The 19,439-nt window shown below is 37.6% G+C and carries 13 protein-coding genes; 3 read left to right on the top strand and 10 right to left on the bottom strand.

What is annotated here, in order from left to right; genetic code table 11:
* Positions 1-8: 8 nt before the first annotated feature.
* Together NSS70_RS18200 and NSS70_RS18195 are read right to left on the bottom strand one after the other, a co-directional pair.
* The gene (locus NSS70_RS18200) at positions 9-1,316 is read right to left on the bottom strand and encodes an MFS transporter (protein WP_066250135.1); all 1,308 of its coding nucleotides are present in this window, start codon (positions 1,314-1,316) and stop codon (positions 9-11) included.
* A gap of 170 nt (positions 1,317-1,486) precedes the next feature.
* Positions 1,487-3,046: an AMP-binding protein gene (locus tag NSS70_RS18195; RefSeq protein WP_340882168.1), complete on the bottom strand. Its 1,560-nt coding sequence runs from the start codon at positions 3,044-3,046 to the stop codon at positions 1,487-1,489.
* A gap of 189 nt (positions 3,047-3,235) precedes the next feature.
* Between NSS70_RS18195 and NSS70_RS18190 the strand changes: the two genes are divergently transcribed.
* The 3 genes from NSS70_RS18190 to NSS70_RS18180 all read left to right on the top strand — a co-directional run bounded on the left by NSS70_RS18190 (position 3,236) and on the right by NSS70_RS18180 (position 7,576).
* The gene (locus NSS70_RS18190; RefSeq protein WP_063388770.1) at positions 3,236-3,826 is read left to right on the top strand and encodes a TetR/AcrR family transcriptional regulator; all 591 of its coding nucleotides are present in this window, start codon (positions 3,236-3,238) and stop codon (positions 3,824-3,826) included.
* A gap of 917 nt (positions 3,827-4,743) precedes the next feature.
* The gene (locus NSS70_RS18185) at positions 4,744-6,273 is read left to right on the top strand and encodes a malate:quinone oxidoreductase (protein ID WP_339197633.1); all 1,530 of its coding nucleotides are present in this window, start codon (positions 4,744-4,746) and stop codon (positions 6,271-6,273) included.
* A 970-nt stretch (positions 6,274-7,243) separates the two neighbouring features.
* On the top strand, positions 7,244-7,576 hold the full coding sequence (locus NSS70_RS18180) for an antibiotic biosynthesis monooxygenase family protein (protein ID WP_340882166.1): 333 nt from the start codon (positions 7,244-7,246) through the stop codon (positions 7,574-7,576).
* 340 nt (positions 7,577-7,916) lie between these two features.
* On the opposite strand, the gene NSS70_RS18175 is transcribed toward NSS70_RS18180, so the two are convergent.
* From NSS70_RS18175 to NSS70_RS18140, 8 genes are all read right to left on the bottom strand, one after another.
* Entirely contained in the window at positions 7,917-8,258 is a 342-nt protein-coding gene (locus NSS70_RS18175; RefSeq protein ID WP_340882165.1) for a DUF4372 domain-containing protein, read from the bottom strand.
* Between the two features lie 1,147 nt (positions 8,259-9,405).
* A complete protein-coding gene (gene alr, locus NSS70_RS18170) occupies positions 9,406-10,548 on the bottom strand; it encodes an alanine racemase (protein ID WP_339193399.1) in 1,143 nt (380 codons plus the stop codon).
* Between the two features lie 672 nt (positions 10,549-11,220).
* Positions 11,221-12,447: a DUF819 family protein gene (locus NSS70_RS18165; RefSeq protein WP_340882164.1), complete on the bottom strand. Its 1,227-nt coding sequence runs from the start codon at positions 12,445-12,447 to the stop codon at positions 11,221-11,223.
* 5 nt (positions 12,448-12,452) lie between these two features.
* Complete coding sequence (locus tag NSS70_RS18160) at positions 12,453-13,463, bottom strand: dipeptidase (RefSeq protein WP_340882162.1); 1,011 nt, start codon at positions 13,461-13,463, stop codon at positions 12,453-12,455.
* A 442-nt stretch (positions 13,464-13,905) separates the two neighbouring features.
* Positions 13,906-14,031, bottom strand: coding sequence for a hypothetical protein (locus NSS70_RS18155; protein ID WP_339193396.1), 126 nt, complete (start codon positions 14,029-14,031; stop codon positions 13,906-13,908).
* 113 nt (positions 14,032-14,144) lie between these two features.
* On the bottom strand, positions 14,145-15,275 hold the full coding sequence (ald, locus tag NSS70_RS18150; protein ID WP_339210448.1) for an alanine dehydrogenase: 1,131 nt from the start codon (positions 15,273-15,275) through the stop codon (positions 14,145-14,147).
* A 112-nt stretch (positions 15,276-15,387) separates the two neighbouring features.
* A complete protein-coding gene (locus NSS70_RS18145) occupies positions 15,388-16,638 on the bottom strand; it encodes a PucR family transcriptional regulator (RefSeq protein ID WP_066250119.1) in 1,251 nt (416 codons plus the stop codon).
* Positions 16,639-17,722: 1,084 nt separating this feature from the next.
* The gene (locus NSS70_RS18140; protein WP_340734194.1) at positions 17,723-19,009 is read right to left on the bottom strand and encodes an IS110 family transposase; all 1,287 of its coding nucleotides are present in this window, start codon (positions 19,007-19,009) and stop codon (positions 17,723-17,725) included.
* Between the last annotated feature and the right edge of the window lie 430 nt (positions 19,010-19,439).

Genomic DNA, 19,439 nt, shown 5'->3' with positions numbered 1-19,439 from the left:
ATTTTACCTTACAGTTTTATGCTGAAATTATTTTCAGCTGTTTCAATATGATGATCGTATAACGAACGTTTTCTCGTATCCGGAACTAACAGACTTAAAATAAGGGATAATATAATGCCTCCCATCATAAATCCGCCAAAGACCCATGGGGAAGGACCGAAGGATTCGGCCATTGTTGTCCAAATCATCGGACCGAAACCAACAATGGCGGCTGCCACTTGATACCCGAAGGATAAACCTGTGTAGCGAACCTTTGCCGGAAATAATTCGGAGAATAAGGTGCCCTGTGTTGCGAAAATCGATGCCCAGATGATTCCCAGCATCACGCCTTGCATGATGTATAACCAGGAAGCGCCCTCGTCAACCAATGAAAAATAAGGGATAGATAAGATAAACAATAAAATTAATCCGACAATATAAATAAGTTTTCGACCAATATAATCAGACAAGTATCCTACAACCGGAATGGTGATAATCATAGTTGCGCAGCCAATGGTAAGGGCTGTTAGTGCCACTTGGTTGGAATACCCCAAGTACACCGTAGAATAAGAAAGAATAAATGACATTAAGAATACATTGAAAAATCCGTCCCCAATTTTTAAACCGATAGCATGCAAAACACTTTTCCAATTCGTTTTGAACGTTTCCAAAAATGGTATTTTCGCAATTGCTCCAGCTTCCTTTTGTTGTTTGAAGGCAGGAGTCTCTTCAATTCCGCTTCGGATCCAGAGTGCGAGTCCAATCAGAACGACACTAAATAAGAACGGAATCCTCCATCCCCATGCCAAAAATTGTGTATTAGAAGTAAAATAACTAATAACCGTTAAGCTTAATGAACCGAGAACTAAACCGATAGGTACACCTAACTGGGGAATGGAGCCATACAGTCCGCGAAGGCCTTTCGGGGCATATTCGGTGGCCAACAGAACAGCTCCACCCCATTCACCCCCAAGGGAAATACCTTGGATGAGCCTTAAAAGGACGAGTATAATCGGCGCCCAAATACCAATTTGCTCATAAGTAGGAAGAAGACCAATCAAAAATGAACTTCCGCCCATTCCAATAAGTGTAAATATTAAAGCGGCCTTTCTTCCCATCTTATCACCAAAATGACCGAAGATAATGCTGCCGATAGGTCTGGCTGCATAGCCAATTCCAAAGGTTGCAAAAGAAAGTAATAGTCCTACAGCCGGATCATGACTTGGAAAGAATAGAAATGAAAACACAAGTCCCGTAGCAGTACCATATAGGTAAAAATCATACCATTCAATGACAGACCCTGATAAGCTGGCAAACAAGATACGGATTTTGTTCATAAAAATACACCCCTCATCTCACATATCTAATAATCAAATTCAAATTCTCTTTTTGAGGGAATTCACGGTTATTTCATTATCGCTTGCACTGGAACGGCGGAATTCCATTAATGACATTCCGAGGTTTAAAATATTGGAAAAGCAGGTACATAAAAGTAAATTGAATGATTTTAAAGTAAATTTTCGGATTTCCTCAACAAATGTTTTTGAATTTTTCCGACAGACGTTCTAGGAAAGTCCTTCACAAACTCGATGGTATTCGGTATTTTAAATTTTGAAAGACGGTTCTGACAATGTTCAATCAGCTCCTGTTCCGTCGTTTGTCTTCCTTCTTTTAAAATTACAAACGCTTTAATGGCCTCATCCCGCATCTCATCAGGCACGCCGATGACAGCAGCTTCATACACGTCCGGATGTTCCATGATTACATTTTCTACTTCCATTGCCGCTACGTTTTCTCCAGCACGTTTGATCATATCCTTTTTCCGATCAACGAAGTAAAAATAACCGTTTTCTGTCATAATGGCGTTGTCCCCTGTATACAGCCAGCCGTCTTGAATAGTTTCGTTGGTTGCCTTTTCATTTTTGTAATACCCTTTCATAATAGTGCGCCCCGGAATGCCTTTTACAATGATCTGACCGGGTTTGTTGACCGGTACTTCTTTTCCCGCTTCATCCACAAGTTTGACTTCGGCGCTGAGGATGGGCTTTCCGATTCCGGTATTATCCTTTTGCCCATATAATGGATTCATTAATGGCGGTGCTACAGTTTCTGTCATTCCGTATAGCTGCAACAGCGGTACATTGTATTTTTGTTCAAATTCCTGCAGTTGTTCAAGCGTGACCGATTGGGCAAAGATGATTAAGCGGAGAGGATTTTCTTTGTCTGCCTCATCAAAACGCTGTGCTAAAATCATGCGGATGGGAGCTGCAAACAATGAACCGACTGTTGCATGCAATCTCTTTGCCTGCTTAAAATATTGAGAAGCACTGAACCGTTCCGTGATGGCAACACTTGCTCCAACGGTTAAGGCAGGCATAAACAGATAGTATTGGCCATTGCCATGAAAAAGAGGAAGTACGATCAAAGCCCTGTCTTCTGGGGTAAAGTTCAGGGTCTTCGAAACAGCCTCGCCAGTATAAAGATAATTGGCATGAGTAATCATGCATCCCTTCGGCTTAGAAGTTGTTCCCGAAGTATACATGATGGAGACAATATCATCGCTTTTAAGGGATATAGGAGGAATGTCTCCCTCTGCTTTTTCAATTAAATGATCCATGCTTATTTCTTTGTATAGATCATTTTTGCAGCGGCTTAACAATATTTTTTTAAGATTTGGCAATTTGCTTTGAATTGATTGAAATTTTTCTAAATACTCCTCTTCTGTAATTAGGAGAACCGATTCCGAGTGGGCTATTGTATATTCCATTTCATTTGCAGTCGAGAGGATGTTTGTTGGTACCATAACCGCACCGACTCTAGCTAATGAAAACCAGCAGACAATGAAGTCAGAACCATTTGGAAGATGGAGAGTAACCCGGTCGCCTTTTTGAATCCCTAAATCCAAAAGTACTCGGCTGAATTTATTCACTTTTTGCAAAAACGTCTGATAAGTATACATGGTGGTTTTTTTGTTATTATCTTCAAAGACAAGAAATGGTTTATCTCCGTGTAACCTGCATTTTTCATGAAGCAAATCGATAATCGTTCTTTCTCCAATAATATCCATCGATTTCACCCCCTATAGTAAACGCTTACAACAAAAATAGACTGTAGTCTTTATAGACCATAGTTTATTTCAATATATTGGATTTGTCAATAATATTTTGTTAATTTAGAATATTTTGTATAAAAGGTTTTCCAAGACCATTAGATATAATAAAAGACAAGTTGAGTTAGGAAAAAAGGGGATTTTTTTATGACATTAAATGCAAAGCAAAAAAAAGCGCTTAAAACCAAAAAAAGAATTTTGGAAACAGCTTTGGAGCTGTTTAGTCAAAAAGGATATAACCAAGTCACTGTGGATGAAATCGTCGAGAAAAGCAAAACGTCGAAGGGAGCCTTTTACGGGCATTTTGCTTCGAAGTCAGAAATTTTTTTGGAAAAGTTTAAGGAAATTGATAACTTTTATGATGAATTTTGCAAAACATTGCCGAATGATTTATCTGCTAAGGAAAAAATTATACGTCTTTCCATCACACAAATGAAGTATTTGAAAAACGATTTAGGGAAAGAGTTAATGCAAACGATTTATATGAATCCTCAAAGCGCCAAGTTTCTTGCGGATACGAATCGAAGATTATATCACATTCTTGAAAATTACTTACAAGAGGGACAGGAAAAAGGGGAGTTCACCGAAGATTTTTCAATACAAGAGCTGGCCATGATCATTTCCAGGTGCATGCGGGGAACTTTATATGATTGGTTTATTTTCGAAAAGGAACTAGATCCGGTCATCGAGATTGAAAAGATGCTTCAAGCGGTTTTTCAAGGAATTGAAAAATATTGATTCAAAAAATTACTAGAGCTTTAGAATCGTAGGAAACTACTTATCCTTGGTATGAAATTGAGCCATACTCATCATCCTTTTCTTCCTCTCTTTATGTTTGAATGTTCTGATACTTACAAGCATAAGAGAGGTTTTGAAAATGGGAAATCACGTGGCTCATTTTTTATGTGGTCGATCCTCTGTAAAGTGACTTAATATTAAATGATCAAATTCAAACATACATCCTATATGTAAAAATTTGTGTTTTTTTGCATAGAGTGAAAAACCACGCCAAAAAATGACAGAACATCATCACTGCTGGCAAGATAAGCAAACAAAGGAATAAATCCTAAAAAAACAATTGGAACTGTTTGTTCAAATTATCTATTTTGGGAGGCAGAATAAGTGACTGATTTTATAATTGAGTGACATGTTCATCATCTGTTGTTTGAAGAGGTGATTTATCTGTTTTATTTTGTGCAACTGTTCGCGTTTGCATCAACGTAAAAATTTTCGATATCCCCCTTTAACCAAGATATATCCCATAAAGAGCTCTATTTGACTGCTTATGGATTCTTTTTTGATCTTCTTTATCGGTAGAAACTCTTATTTAAACAGCACATCTCATTCGTTCAGGTGATATCTGGCGATTGGTAAATAATAGGATATGTTGGTGGAGTAAAATGATTCATTTTCAAGAAAAAATTAATTTTAGCGGTCTGGTTGTATAAAGTTGATATAGAATCTGTAAATCTATAAATAATCGTGATGGACTTTAATTAGAAATACTAATAATGAACTATACTTAAATAATGATATACTATAATTAAGATATAATTGTTGTAGAAAAGGCGTGTGGCGAAAGCCATGTAGAGCTTTGAATTAGGCAGGTCGCCTGCATCCTTTCTACAAATATTGGGGGATAAGGATGGGGAAAAATGAGTAGCAGACAAACTAACACAGACGTTATTTTAATTGGTGCCGGAATTATGAGTGCGACTTTAGGGACACTGTTGAAAGAATTAGCGCCGGAATGGGAAATTAAAGTGTTTGAAAAACTCGACAAACCAGGAGAAGAAAGCTCTAATGAATGGAATAATGCAGGAACGGGGCATGCTGCACTATGTGAGCTTAACTACACACCCGAGAAACCGGATGGATCTATTGATATTAGCAAAGCTATAAAAATTAATGAACAGTTCCAAGTTTCCAGACAGTTTTGGTCTTACCTTGTAAAAAACAATCTAATACAAAATCCGCAGGAATTCATCAGACCGCTGCCCCACATGAGTTTAGTCCAAGGGGAAAATAATGTGAGATATTTAAAGAAACGTTTTGAAGCGCTATCAAACAATCCATTATTCCAAGGAATGGAATTTTCTGATGACCCGGAAAAACTGAAAGAATGGATTCCGCTTATAATGGAAGGACGTACATCGAATGAACCGATCGCAGCAACCAAAATCGACTCAGGTACGGATGTTAACTTTGGAGCTTTAACACGCATGTTATTTGACTACTTAAAAGAGAAAGATGTCGAAATATACTACAAGCATAGTGTTAAGGATATTAAACGCACAAGCGACGGTTTGTGGGAATTGAAAGTGAAGGATCTCAATAGCGGTTCAGTTGAAATCCATAAGGCTAAATTCGTATTTATTGGAGCCGGCGGGGGAAGTCTGCACTTGCTTCAAAAATCTGGTATTCCAGAAGGTAAACATATTGGTGGTTTTCCTGTAAGCGGATTATTTATGGTATGTAATAATCCAGAAGTTGTAGAGCAGCATCATGCAAAAGTTTACAGTAAGGCTAAAATTGGTGCACCTCCTATGTCAGTTCCGCACCTTGATACACGGTATATCGACAACAAAAAAACATTGCTCTTTGGACCGTTTGCAGGCTTCTCGCCTAAGTTCTTAAAAACTGGTTCAAATTTGGATTTGTTTGCTTCCGTAAAACCGCACAATTTCGTAACTTTGTTGGCATCAGCCTTTAAAAACTTTTCTTTGGAAAAATACTTGATCGAGCAGCTTCTGTTAACGAAAGAAAAGCGCATGAATGAGTTGCGTGAATTTATCCCGACGGCTAAATCAGAGGATTGGGATATAGTCGTCGCAGGCCAACGTGTGCAAATTATCAAAGATACTGAAGCTGGCGGTAAAGGAACGATTCAATTTGGTACAGAAGTTGTTACGGCTGCAGATGGCTCGATTGCTGCATTGCTAGGTGCTTCTCCTGGAGCTTCTACTGCTGTACACGTAATGCTTGAAGTAATTAAAAAATGCTTTCCTCAACATTTGAATAAATGGGAACCGAAAATTAAAGAAATGATTCCTTCTTATGGTGTGTCACTAGTGGAAAACCCGGATCTTTTCCATGAACTTCATACTTCAACAGCAGAGACGCTTGGTCTAAACGGACAAGAACCGATCTCTGGTGTAAACGAAAAAGAACCGGTTTATAGCTAATTTCTTGGATGAGAAACAAAGGTGTGGAATGAATAAAGTTTAAAACAGCCACTTTTCATCAGTGGATAATTGTTTCTATAATAAAGAAAAGAGACTGATAAGTCAATGATTTTAAAGCAGAGATAATATAAAAAAATTGCAGAATAATAGAATATAATTGAAAATAATCCGTTTTTAAAAATTTTTTGTCACGACGAAAAAAAGAGGGATGTCTAATAAGTCGTTTTTTCGACTTATAGACCTCCCCTTTAATGTTTTCGTAACGTTTATATATTGATGTTTATGTGTTTTTTGTTTTAATGACGTTTTGATTTTTGATATGCCTCCCCATTAGGTAGACAGATTAAAAAATAAAAATCTGTTTATCTTCATGGGGAGTTTTATTATGATAACCAAAAGAGTTTATCCTTACGGTGTTACACACATGCGGAATTTGAATGGAATTATGGAGAAGCCATTTTTGACAATAAAGAGCTTGCTCTGCCGCAGCCTTAAAAGCATTGTAAAACTTGTGTTCGTAAAGAGACACCTGTCTTGGATAAGATTTAAACTTATTTATCAAGATTGACAACAATATTGCCACGTAAAAAACATGTTAGGAGTTGATTTCGTTTGACTTCATAAACGTGTGTTTTTTTGTTGCGAACTTATATTAAAATAGTTTTTTAAAATAATGAATGAATATTATCTTGGCTAATGGAGTATCTGATACGAAAGCCGGACAGGTAGAGAAACAATTAAATAGTGATAGTGTGCCGGCAATTCAATTTTTCATCTGGTGGGGACAGCGGAGCTATATCGTCATATGTTGTGCTGTGGATCAGGCGCTTTGCTATTGGCCATCATCTTTTTAAATGAATTGATAGAGAAGAGTTTTGAAAAAAGATGAATATTTCTTGCGGGTATTATTGAAAATGATAATTGTTATCAAATATAATAATGTATAATCACTATGAAAGGAGCAATGTGAGTGTTTGTTCAAATAAATACTATTTTAGTGACAGAAGGACATGCCGATCGAATTGTTGACCGCTTCACTTCACAGGGAATAATCGAACAGCAGTCGGGTTTTATCGATTTAAGCGTGCTTAAGAAAAGGAAGAGAAAAGGGAATGAAGAGATCCTAATTATGATTCGCTGGGAATCAGAAGAGGCTTGGAAAGCCTGGGAGAAGAGCGAGGCTCACCTTGCTTCTCACCGGGCGAACCGAGGCAAGCCTGCTCCCTCCTACATTTTGGAGAGCCGTCAAGATGTCTTCTATGTGCTGGGTCAGAAAGGCTATGTAGAGTCCTCTACTCGATAAAATAAAGCAGCCTCCAGTCCCAAAGTAGGTTTTTCCTGAACATATGCTCTAAAAATTTTTAAATGCCCATTCATTTTAGCTGATGGTCAATTGTGAATGGGTGTTTTTTTATTGCTTAAGAATCTATTCATGCGTGGGGTTTCTGGATCCAATTGAGCGTCAAAAAGGATTAGAAGAACTTAAATCATTGCTATTAGAAGAATAGTAGATACATAAGAAGGGGAGATCGTTGTTGGACGCGATCTCCCCTTCTGGATTTTATGGTATGCAAAGTCCGTACACGGTGGCATTAAGACACACATCTAATTTTCAGTTGCTGAGTGTTCTTGAAAATTAGGTTCTATGTCAATTGTTGGGGTGCACTTGATGTGAAATGCACCTCTTTTATATGTATGAAAGTAAAATAAGTGAGCTGATTGTTTTTTCGGGATAGCTGAGAGGCACTTATCGATTCAAATCCGAGTGCTTTTTGAAGATCTTCGTCTACAAGTGCATCACTCATTTCCTCTAAGCTCGTAAATTCGAGCAGCTGGGCTACCAATAAAAGTTTAATATAGGCTTCTGTTGTCAGCTTTTTTGTGTAATAGTCCTGTTTCAATTCTTTGACTTGTTCGCTAAGTTTTTGAATATTTATGGGTGAAACCCATTTACCAAATGATGAAATTAGTGTATTCTTGTCCATAACAGTTATCCTTTACGATTGGATTTGGACAGGAACCACCTGTACTTCCATTGTAAAGGATTTTTTTGTTTCGAAATCAATAAAAAATTGAACATTCTTAGTATTTTGAATCATCAGATTTAATTACTGCAATGCTAGTGACAAAATTCAGGACTTAATCGTTTTTTATAATCAAAGTGACCAAATGAAGAGGACCTTTGGTATACATGAAACGAAGGAAACATTCAAAGGGATTTTTTAGCTGCAATTAGCGAAAGAAGCATTGGCAGTAAAAACATCTTCGAGAGAACAAACGGGTAATATTGCCTGTCCGCTTGATGATAAAGGTAGTCCCCTTCTGGCATTAGTTTGCTGAAAGTGCTTGAAGGAATTCCGATAAGTTTACGGATTTCCTTTAAATTATACTTCTGTAACATTTATTGACTACTTGTAAGTCTTTTTGATTTTCCCATCGAGTTTTTTGTTTAGTATGTAAGTCCAAATAATATAATTTATCGGTAAGGGGATGTCATTAAAATAATATTTTCTTGAGGAGGAGTATAAGGCTGCACGGCAGAGAACCGTTTGTGAAAAACGAAAAGTTAAAATCGTGTTCTATTGAGACAAAGAGGGCGGTTTTATGAGAGTGTGTGACTTGTTGCGGATAAGTGACTTCAATTTTAACTTAAAACTTATAGTTGATAAGTTTCATGGATAGAAATTATTTAGAGAGGACCGAGGAGCCTCTTTTTTAAAATTTTTCGCATCATAACTTGTAACTATAATTTTCTTGCCATCATTAAGGTTAAAAATATATTTATTAATTATTCTAAAGGCTGTAAGATGAATGTAAATAAATTAACTTGAGGAATGCACTTCGCGTTTTTTAAGTTATTTCAAGGCATATTTCCAACTTCATTCTGCGAAAGTTTCCAGGAGGTAAATAATATACCCGCTACCCGTTATAGGACTTTGCGGGGCTTATCAGCCTATCATACCCGCCTATTCATGTAAGGCGGTGGATATGGAATATATAATATGCAAACCTTTTATTGCCAAACACTACATTTCTTAAATGCCTTTAACAATGTGATTCATGACTATATTTTCGAATGTGCCGCTCTTTTTGAACTTTGGGGGCAGAGACCCCGTTCGTAAACAATGATATTTAGGTTTTGTTTTCGTTGTTCACGTAAACTCTTGGCACTCTTTTGCCAATGAGGCAGACTGTTTCATAGTGGATCGTATTCATTTGTTCCGCTACTTCGCCTAATGAAATATAGCCATGATCTGGATCTCCAAAAATAGTGACGATGTCATCTTCATTCACAGCTCCAACACCTGTTACATCAATCATCGACTGGTCCATGCAGATTCTGCCCACAATAGGCGCCCTTTTTCCTTTTACAGTAACATTGCCCTTATTGGATATGGATCTGGATAACCCATCTGCATAGCCGACAGGAATCGTTGCAATCGTTGATACTCTGTTAGTTGTAAATGTACAGCCGTAGCTGATTGATTCACCGGCATTCACCATTTTGACCAGAACCGGCTTTGTTTTAAAACTCATCGCTTGTCTCAAGGAAATTTTGTCTCGCAAATGTTCACTTGGATAAAGCCCATACAGACTGACACCAACCCTAACCATATCCAAATGCTTTTCCGGATATGCGATCGTTGCGGCACTATTGCAGCAATGTTTTATTGGGATATGTACATCATGTTGTTCCAAGTAATCAACAATTGCTTGAAAATGGGAAAATTGTTTTTCTGTAAAGGATGAATCTGGATCATCCGCTTGTGCAAAATGAGTGAATATCCCTTCCACCGTTACAAAAGAAGAAGTATTGGAATGAATCAGTTTCAGAGCTTCTTCTTTATTTTTAATGCCGATCCGGTTCATCCCGCTGTCAATTTTGATATGAATATGGGTGTTTTTTTTCAGTTCCTCTGCAGTCTGTATCACTTGATCTAACACATCCTGCGTAAAAACAGTTAGTGTAATATCATGTTGTATTGCAGTTTTTACGGCATTTGGGGAGGTATAACCCAAAATTAAAATTGGAGCCTTAATATTTGCCTCCCTTAGGGAAATTGCTTCATCAAGGATGGCAACCGCTAAATAGTCAGCACCGGCTCCAATTGCAGCTTTTGCCACTTCGATGGCACCGTGTCCATATCCGTCCGCTTTCACGACAGCCATCAGCTTACATTCATTATGAATATGTTCTTTAAAGGACTTTACATTATGCTGGATCGCTCCCAAATCCACTTCAACCCATGTGTCTCGATAACTTCCATGATTCATTGTGTTTTCCCCCTAGGTGAAATTAACAACAATATGCTTTTTTAGGATATATACTGGAAATTCAAACAGCAAAAAGTTGTTTGCGTAATATCACTGATTATTGGCCAAATCCTAATTATTATGTAAAATCTCACATCCAACCCAACGAACCGAACCTAGATTCCGCTTTACACAAAGTTCAGGATTTACTCTTGTATAAAATGCATTTTTATTAACTAATGGATAAACACAAGTTTTTTCCGTCTAAAAAATCATGATAAAATTGCCTTGGTGTCCCAACTATGGAGAAAAGATTACCAGATTACCACAAAATCTTCGATAAGAGTACCTGATAAAATGGTTTTTTCTAAATGAATTCATGCAGGGGACAGCTTGGCAGATTCTCAATTTCTAATCTTGGAACATAGTTTGAAATATTTTTCAAAGCTTGCTAAAGTGGCGTTAATCCTTCTAAACTTCATGGAAACAACAATGCAATGTTTCGGCGAAGTCATTTGAGGCAGTTTCAGTTATGGATTCTTTAGTATTTCCATTTAGAAATAGTTTCTGCTATATGAGAGTAAAGATTATTGAACGCATTCACATCAAAAATTTTGCTATGACCACAGTTTATGATTTCAAGTATTTGTCATAAACCCAGCATTTTTTGAAATGCTGGGTCAAGTGATTCACTTACATAAAAGTTGAGAACCAGTTGCCGAGAATTGTGCCAACATAGTTTCCAATAATGTAGCCGAATGTTCCGACTATTAATATCGGTCCAATTAAATTTTTCCAACCTTTCGCAATGGCCAATGCAGCTGCGGTTGTTGGCCCGCCAATATTAGCGTTGCTTGCTAAAAGTATATCTTCAAGATCATATTTAAATATTTTTCCGGCAACTAAAGAAATGATTAAATTAATGATGACAATAATAAAGGCGAACAATAACAACAATGGTGCATTTTGAATAATGAGCGGTATGGACGCCGGGATGCCGATAACAACGAAAAATATATGAACCAAAAATGTTCCAACTTCCTGACTCCCGTTAATATTTTCAAAGTATTTCGGAAATAACGTCAGTGCCATGAACGTCATCGTTGTCAGCATAATATATCCATCCCCGAAAAGTCCATTCAGCAAATTCATAAAGAACGAAACATCTTCCCTAGATGGAATCAACTGGTCAAAATATTTGGCGATCTTAAAGGATACAATGACAAACAAAAAGGCTGTCCCAACAGAAAGTGCAATATCTTTTAAAGAAATATCCTTTCTTTTCCAAAAGCTTTCCGCCAATGTTTTTCCATCTTCTATTGCACCCTGACGCTCTACTTCCAATATGTGGGGAGTACTGTAACGTCTCTTGAAAAATGAAAGTGTTGGAATAATCATTAGAATAATAAAGAGTATGGCCATCATTAAATTATCGGCAACTACCGCAGAAGAGACTAATTCACCTGGTGTTTTAAACTTAGCGGCCATTGCGGCAAAATTCACTCCGCCGCCAATATAGCTTGCACTGAACATAGCACCTAGTCTGTCAAGCATTGGAATATAATCTTTTAATAAAAAGAAACTGACAATGGTGCCGGCAATTGTCCCTATCGAGCTTAATAGGAAGATAATAAGCAATCTTCCGGTTTCCTTAAATATTTTTTTAATGTTAACATGGAAAAGCAACAATGGTATCGCTACTGGAACAATAACAGTCCAAACTGCATCATACACTGGAGATGCTGTAGGAATGATTCCAGTATTTGATAAAACGATCGCCCCAATGAGTGCAATGATGGCTCCTGTTATTTTGGATGCCCAAATGTAACGCTGTTCTAGATAAATACTTATCGAAGCCAAAACTACAATAATGCCCCACAAAGTTATATAGTCATCCGCTTGAATAAGTGTCTTCTCCAATTTAATCATCTCCTATCTTTTTCTTTTGAAAATAATTTTTTTATATAATGATCAGCATTGTTGAAGCTGATGGATTCTAACTCTTCAGGTGTGAACCCTCTTTTGCTCATTTTCTCCAAAAGATATGGAATTTTTGTCGCATCCTCCAGATCTCTTGTGTATACATTAAATTCTGTACCTAAATCATAGGATTCTAAGTAATTTACAAAATCAAACCCAAAGGCGACATGCTCCGGACCAACTAGATCAGCTATATAAATCGCATGATCAATGAATTTATCAATCGTTGGATTTTCGTGATCTACAAACAAACCATAAGTATTTAAACCGATGATTCCACCTCTTTCCGCAATCGCTTTTATTTGTTCATCTGTTAAATTTCTCTCATGGGGACAAAGAGCTCTTGCATTGCTATGAGAAGCTATAACTGGAAGTTCGCTGGCATTATACATATCCCAAAAAGATGTTTCATCTAAATGAGAAACATCAAGAATCCAGTTTTTCTTATTTGCCATCTGAACGGCAATTTTCCCATAGTCTGTGAGACCTTTGATCTTAGAATCTTCTGCGCCAGTACCGGTTGCCAAAAAGTTGCGCTCATTCCATGCAAAGATCAAATGAATAAATTTATTTTCATGAAGGAAATTGAATGTGTTTTCGATTTTGGCTTCAATTGTTTCCCCTTTCCAATCCTTCATAAAAGTAAGGCCTTCAACCCCAAAAAAGATTTTGATTTTTTCCGAATCAGGGTTATTCCGTTGATCAGACAAAGGATGACCAATCATTGCGTGTTTAGAATCCATTAAATCACTCATTACATATTGAAATAATGTTTGAAACCTGTCATATGGATGATTACGGAATTTTGGCTCTACCCAAAACACACAAATGATAGAATCGACTTCGCCTTCTTTCAGTTTAGGATAATGAAATCGATCAAATATATTCTTTTCGCCACGGCTTTTCCGCCATGCAATATCAGTAAACAGGTCAGAATGCAGATCAAAAACTTTCATGATGAACTCCCCCATAACAAACAGATTCAGGTTTTTGTAAGTTGGCGGTATGCATCAGATAATAAATGAATAATTTATTTACTTTCATCATTCTAAAAATAAGATTAAAAATTCAGGAAGTTCAGTCAAAATATAATAACGAAGAGATTCTTTCCAAACTTTTAACAAGCTTTTTGGAATTTTTATCTTATTTTGTAGATGAAAGAGTGATTAGATCTCTTTCTTCAAACGAATGTTGAAGTACTTTATCGGCAGCGGAAAATTTGTTTGGAAAGAAAATCTGATAAAAGCTTGCCTTTTCAGTTAATCTGGAAATTTGTTTTAAACAAACTTTTGATTGTCCATTTGATTGATATAAAATTCTGAAAAATAATCGTATTTGCTGGCTCTATTCAAAAAGGTTCTCCTGCGGAGCCAGCGTTTCCTGTTAATCTATTTCGGTTTACGATTTGATATTCAATTGTTCAACTCCCATTTTCATCAAGGCGCTTTCATATTTATTTTTTCCGGTTTTTTCAGAAAGATGAGCAATGAATGCCATTTCTTTATTTAAATCAACCTTTTCCATCTTCAACTTTTTGCGGTTTCGAACTTTTATTAATGTCAATGAAGGTTGTTTAAGGAACCTTTTATTTTAAAACACCCTTCACAGCTAAGCATGAAGGGTGTTTCATCACCGTTTTAAGAATACAATCGTTCGGAGATAACGTCATCGACTGGAACATAGTCATAGCCAAGGTCATGTGCTACTGCTTTAAAGGTTATATTCCCATTCATGACGTTCACGCCTGTTTTAATCGCTTCACTTTCTTTAATTGCTTGAACTACACCTTTGGAAGCAATTTGCACAGCATATGGAATCGTGACATTTGTTAGGGCAATTGTTGCTGTACGTGGAACCGCACCTGGAATGTTGGCGACTGCATAATGCAGCACTCCATATTTTTCGATAATAGGATTGTCATGAGTTGTTGCATAATTAATCGTTTCAAAGTTTCCGCCTTGATCAATAGCAACGTCGATTATGACTGACCCGGGCTGCATAGATTTTACCATTTCTTCCGTTACAAGCTTAGGTGCTTTTGCACCGGGAATCAGCACCGAACCGATAACTAAATCGGAGTCTTTGACAGATTCTGCAATATTATAAGGATTTGACATTAACGTCTGCACAGTTGAACCAAAAATGTCTTCTAATTGACGCAGGCGTGCAGGATTTAAGTCAATAATCGTTACATCTGCACCAAGGCCGTGTGCAATTTTTGCTGCATTCGTTCCGACTACACCGCCGCCAATAATCGTGACTTTTCCGCGTTTGACACCAGGAACACCGCTTAGCAGTATTCCCTTTCCTCCTTTAGATTTTTCCAAATATTGCGCCCCGAGTTGAGCTGCCATGCGGCCGGCAACTTCGCTCATTGGTGTCAATAATGGCAATGTATTATTTACGGTAATTGTTTCATAAGCAATAGCGGTCACTTCATTTTCCACTAAAGCTTTGGCCAATTCCGGTTCATTTGCCAAATGGAGATAGGTAAATAAAATTAACCCTTTTCGGAAATATACATATTCATCTGGGAGGGGCTCTTTTACTTTCAGAATCATTTCTGCTTTTTCCCAAACCTCTGAAGCTCTTTCAACAATCTCGGCACCAGCCTGTTTATACTCTTCATCGGTAAAACCGCTTCCGATTCCAGCGTTTGCTTCAATAACAACTTTATGTCCTGCATTTATTAATTGCACAACCCCTGCAGGTGTGATAGCTACACGATTTTCATTATTTTTAATTTCTTTCGGTACCCCGATGATCATCCTCACCATCTCCTTAAAATAACATCTGCACCACTATCATATCTCTTTTAGTTGAACCTTACTTTATGAAAAAATCAGAAAACCGCAAAAGTAATTTGTGTAAATATACAAATTACTCGACATTCATGCTTTCAAGTTTTAAATCCAGAAATAATGTTATTTTCTGGTTAGGGTCTTTCAGGTTTATTCCTGTTATTTCTACTACTCTTTTTAAACGGTAATTTAACGTATTCGGATGAACATGTAATAATTGCGCTGCTTGATAAACATTGCAGTCGCATTCTAAATAACTTTTAAGCGTATGCAATAAATCGGTGTGATGCTTGAGGTCATACTCTCTTAATTTTTTGATTGCCTCACTTTGATAGTGGTCACGAACTCGGATTTGATAAAGTTCATCTAAAAACTGATAGATGCCGATCTCCTGAAAACTATACTTTTGCTGTAATTCATCGGGGAATTTTTCCTTAAGCCTTAATACTTTCAATGCTTGTTTATAGCTGCAATGAACATGCTCCGGAGTATGATAAACGGAGCCGAAAGCACCAGATATATTTCGGATTTGTAAACGCATACTTATTTTGTTGATAAAATCTTTAATAAAACCGGAAAGAGCGTTCATCGCCTCTTTTTCTGTTCTGAGCCGGGTAAGCAATATTAGTTGATTTTGATCAAATAATTTGCTGACTACTTGAACTTGGTGCAATGTTTCAGCCAAATAATAGGCATGTTTTTCAATAGCTTGTGTTATATCATTTTCAAAGTTAATGATAGCAACAGCAAGATTTCCATCCAGATTAACCCCAACTCGTTTAGCCTGGTGTTTAATCTTAGACACATCGTTCAGATGACCTGTTAATAGCTTCCATAGAAATTCTTGATGACTCTCTTCTTCTTTTCGTTTTCTTATTCGCTGAAGGAGGAGATGGTTTTTCACAAGCTTTGCAGCTTCCTTTAGCAAATGCAATTGATCATCGCCCATTGTTTTATCATTGATTTGTGCCCATATAAACCCTAAAACCTCATTATGTTTTCGAATCGAAACAGCGACACGGTTGCCAAGTCCAACTTCTTCGATTGCAGGGACAATAACAGGTTCATCGCTTTCGAACAGTTTTGCCATAATCCCATTTTTCCAAAGACTGTTAATGATTTTATCTGGCACTTTTCTACTCATAATCGTGGCCATTCTTGCTTCATCAACATTTTCTTTATGTCTGCTGTAGGAAATGATCTGATGATTGGAATCCTCTATCGTTATTGGACATTCAAGCATTTCACCAATACGGTCTGCCAAAAGGTCTAGGGAATCGTCTTGACGCAACTGCGAAAGTAATTGTGGATAGCCTAATGAATTCCTCATTAATTCTTGCCCCCTTTTGCATTTTTACAGTCCTAAATCCAATAATGAAGGGTCAATTGAATGAACAAGAATCACCCGTTTTGTCGATCATTATTAAAAAAATTTCTGAACAATTATTAGAAGAGCCTAAACAAGATTCGTACCAAATATCCTTGCCAAGAAGCTCATACCGCCTAAGGTAACATAAAGAGTCATATGGCGAAAAAAGAATCTCTACATGGTCAGCCAAACACCGAGAATTACAGATTACATTTTGTTTGCTTCTATAAATGCAGCCAATTATCCAAGGATTTACAGTTATGAAGAAAACTAAATATTTGCTTTTCCTTTTTCATTTACGTGTTTTGATAATTTCGTGATATTGATTTTTCCTAAATCCGGCCTGGCTTTCCTTTTTGATTGATCGATTCTTTGCCGATCATTTATCCTGCAAAAGGGATGTAATACGAAAAATTACTAATAGGAAACGCACTTTTTGCTAAGTAGAAAAACACGGGGTCAGCATATATAAAAATCTCTGTTAGTTCATAGTTATTTTGAATTAATCTTGCCGATTGTTCAGCAGTTTCACAAATCAAAGGTGTCGTCATCAATTCATTACATTCGGCAGCGATCTTACCAATTTCATGGTATTAGGCTCAAGCACATCATCTGCAATCATTAATTGAATAATTCCACCTCCCTCTATAAAATAAAGTTTTTCTTAGAATTACTCGCATTTTCTCCGGAAATCTGCACCAATTGTTTTTACTTGTCAATCAATTCATGGATATTATAGGTATTTTACCTAATAAATGGATGTTTGAGTTGACTTCGTGTAAGACAAAGGTTCTATTTACCTTTATCTGGTAACAAAGATATGATCGCACATAGGGATCTCCACAACGCTCATGGCGGTTTACCCTCCCATGTCTCACAGAGTCAAAGCTCTTACATTCCTTCGTTCTACCTATCCATGAGGTGGAGGCCGGAAAAGCTCCTTTACTGGGTCATGCCCGAATGGTACAAATCACTCCGGCTTCTCCGTGCTTCAATTGTCAAGGTCACAAGTCACAGTTGGGCGATTTCCTTTGATTGATGCGTTTTAAGCAACCTGTTTCTGATTCTGAAGATGAGGCATATCTTGAATCATTCTCTCTTCACTAAACGCACATTGACGACGGCCTATCACAAACATAACGCGAATAAGCTTACCACATAAGGCAATCAACGCTTGTTTTCCTGTGAGCGGATTTTCCGGACGGTGACGATAGTATTCATGCAGACGCTTAAAGGCCGGATTGGTGGCGGCTAAGGGCATGGCGACCCGGAACAAAAGGGCTCTTAAACGTTTGCGGCCTCTTTTGGTTATCGTTGTCCGGCCCTTATGCTCGCCGGATTCGTTCTTTCGCAAGTTCAATCCCGCTAATTTTAGGATTTGGCGTGGATGATGATATTGCGAAAGATCGCCGACCTCGGCAAAAAAGCCGACGACGGTCATCACCCCGATACCCTTTATTGCGCTGATTTCCTTAGCCCCGGGTATGGTCAGAACCATCTCGCTTAATTCCTTAGCTAACTCGTCAATACGGGCCGTTAAATCGTCATATTGCTCCATTAAATACCGCAATTCCTTTTTAGCGAATCGTACACCTACCGATAAGCCCACTGATTTTGCAGCGGCTTCCTTAAGCTTTTGAACACGCTTCATGCCGACCGCGCGTCGAGCTGCCTTCTTGATCTCAAAAAGAATGGTTTCTTCAGGCATTTTCACAATGTCTTGGGGGAAAAGGCCCGCGCGTAAGATTTGAAGAGCGGCGTTGCCTTCCCAATTCTTAAAGACCGTAAGAAACTCGGGAAAATAGCGATCCAGCACATTATGGACTTTGGCTTTAATCGCATTGCGATCCTGAACCATTTGATCATAAAGCTTCATGCCTTGTCTGAGATCAGCATAGATGCTTTCGGGCAGCGTGGGTTCGGAATAGCGCCCGTCTTTCACAAGTTGGGCAATCACCTTCGCGTCCTTCGCATCATTCTTTGTCGGCGAATTGTCGTCCAGCTCTTTACTTCTTTTCACATGTAACGGGTTGACTACAACGCATTTAATATCATGTGTTTTTAGGTAATAAGCCAGAGTCATCCAATAATGACCAGTTGGCTCCATTCCGACAATGACCGTATTCTTTTGATGACGACCCTTCAAATGGTCTATCCATTGTGTCAGGGTTTGAAAGCCTTTGAGATCGCTCGTAAACACTAGGCGATTAGCTAGGTCAATGCCTCTAAAATCTTGCGCCCGAGCGACATGTTTGTGCTTAGCAATATCAACACCGACGATCAATGTGTTCTCTGTGATTTGAGAGATTTTGCGATTTTGGTTATAATTCATGTATGAGTCCTCCTTGGTTTCCTAAATTAGAGGTCAACATCCGTTGACACTCCGTACTATACCAAGAGGGCTCTATTTTTGTACAACCCGAAAAACCGCTATTTTGCCTCATTTTTCTTCAATACAGGAATGCTCCTTAAAATGGTTTTAATAATCTATAATGAAAATATTCCGTCTTTATTAAAAGCAGCATCCCATTTAAACTGTCTTTAAATAGATTATTTTTTTAAAATGCAGCATTCTCAATATTATCGTCAGGAAATCTGACAAATTATAAAAAGTAAACGTTTTCAAAACTACCTATTTTAGAAAAAGTTGGCGAACGTATAGGATAAAATCTGGGTAAAACCGATGAACTGCTTGTTCATTGCATAGACAACGATGCTTACATTTTGCCGGGTTCCAAAAGAATAGGACATTTTTGCCAGAA

The organism is Aeribacillus sp. FSL K6-2848 (genome assembly GCF_038004325.1).
In the GTDB taxonomy this organism is placed as follows: domain Bacteria; phylum Bacillota; class Bacilli; order Bacillales; family Aeribacillaceae; genus Aeribacillus; species Aeribacillus composti.
Note: the sequence above shows the minus strand (reverse complement) of the source record. Positions and strands in the feature narration are given on the sequence as shown.

What these genes read in the sequence shown, in the direction of transcription:
- NSS70_RS18200 (WP_066250135.1), bottom strand. Translation starts at nt 1,316, where the DNA reads ATGAACAAAATCCGTATCTTGTTTGCCAGCTTATCAGGGTCTGTCATT.
- NSS70_RS18195 (WP_340882168.1), bottom strand. Translation starts at nt 3,046, where the DNA reads ATGGATATTATTGGAGAAAGAACGATTATCGATTTGCTTCATGAAAAA.
- NSS70_RS18190 (WP_063388770.1), top strand. Translation starts at nt 3,236, where the DNA reads ATGACATTAAATGCAAAGCAAAAAAAAGCGCTTAAAACCAAAAAAAGA.
- NSS70_RS18185 (WP_339197633.1), top strand. Translation starts at nt 4,744, where the DNA reads ATGAGTAGCAGACAAACTAACACAGACGTTATTTTAATTGGTGCCGGA.
- NSS70_RS18175 (WP_340882165.1), bottom strand. Translation starts at nt 8,258, where the DNA reads ATGGACAAGAATACACTAATTTCATCATTTGGTAAATGGGTTTCACCC.
- alr (WP_339193399.1), bottom strand. Translation starts at nt 10,548, where the DNA reads ATGAATCATGGAAGTTATCGAGACACATGGGTTGAAGTGGATTTGGGA.
- NSS70_RS18160 (WP_340882162.1), bottom strand. Translation starts at nt 13,463, where the DNA reads ATGAAAGTTTTTGATCTGCATTCTGACCTGTTTACTGATATTGCATGG.
- NSS70_RS18155 (WP_339193396.1), bottom strand. Translation starts at nt 14,031, where the DNA reads ATGGAAAAGGTTGATTTAAATAAAGAAATGGCATTCATTGCTCATCTT.
- ald (WP_339210448.1), bottom strand. Translation starts at nt 15,275, where the DNA reads ATGATCATCGGGGTACCGAAAGAAATTAAAAATAATGAAAATCGTGTA.
- NSS70_RS18145 (WP_066250119.1), bottom strand. Translation starts at nt 16,638, where the DNA reads ATGAGGAATTCATTAGGCTATCCACAATTACTTTCGCAGTTGCGTCAA.
- NSS70_RS18140 (WP_340734194.1), bottom strand. Translation starts at nt 19,009, where the DNA reads ATGAATTATAACCAAAATCGCAAAATCTCTCAAATCACAGAGAACACA.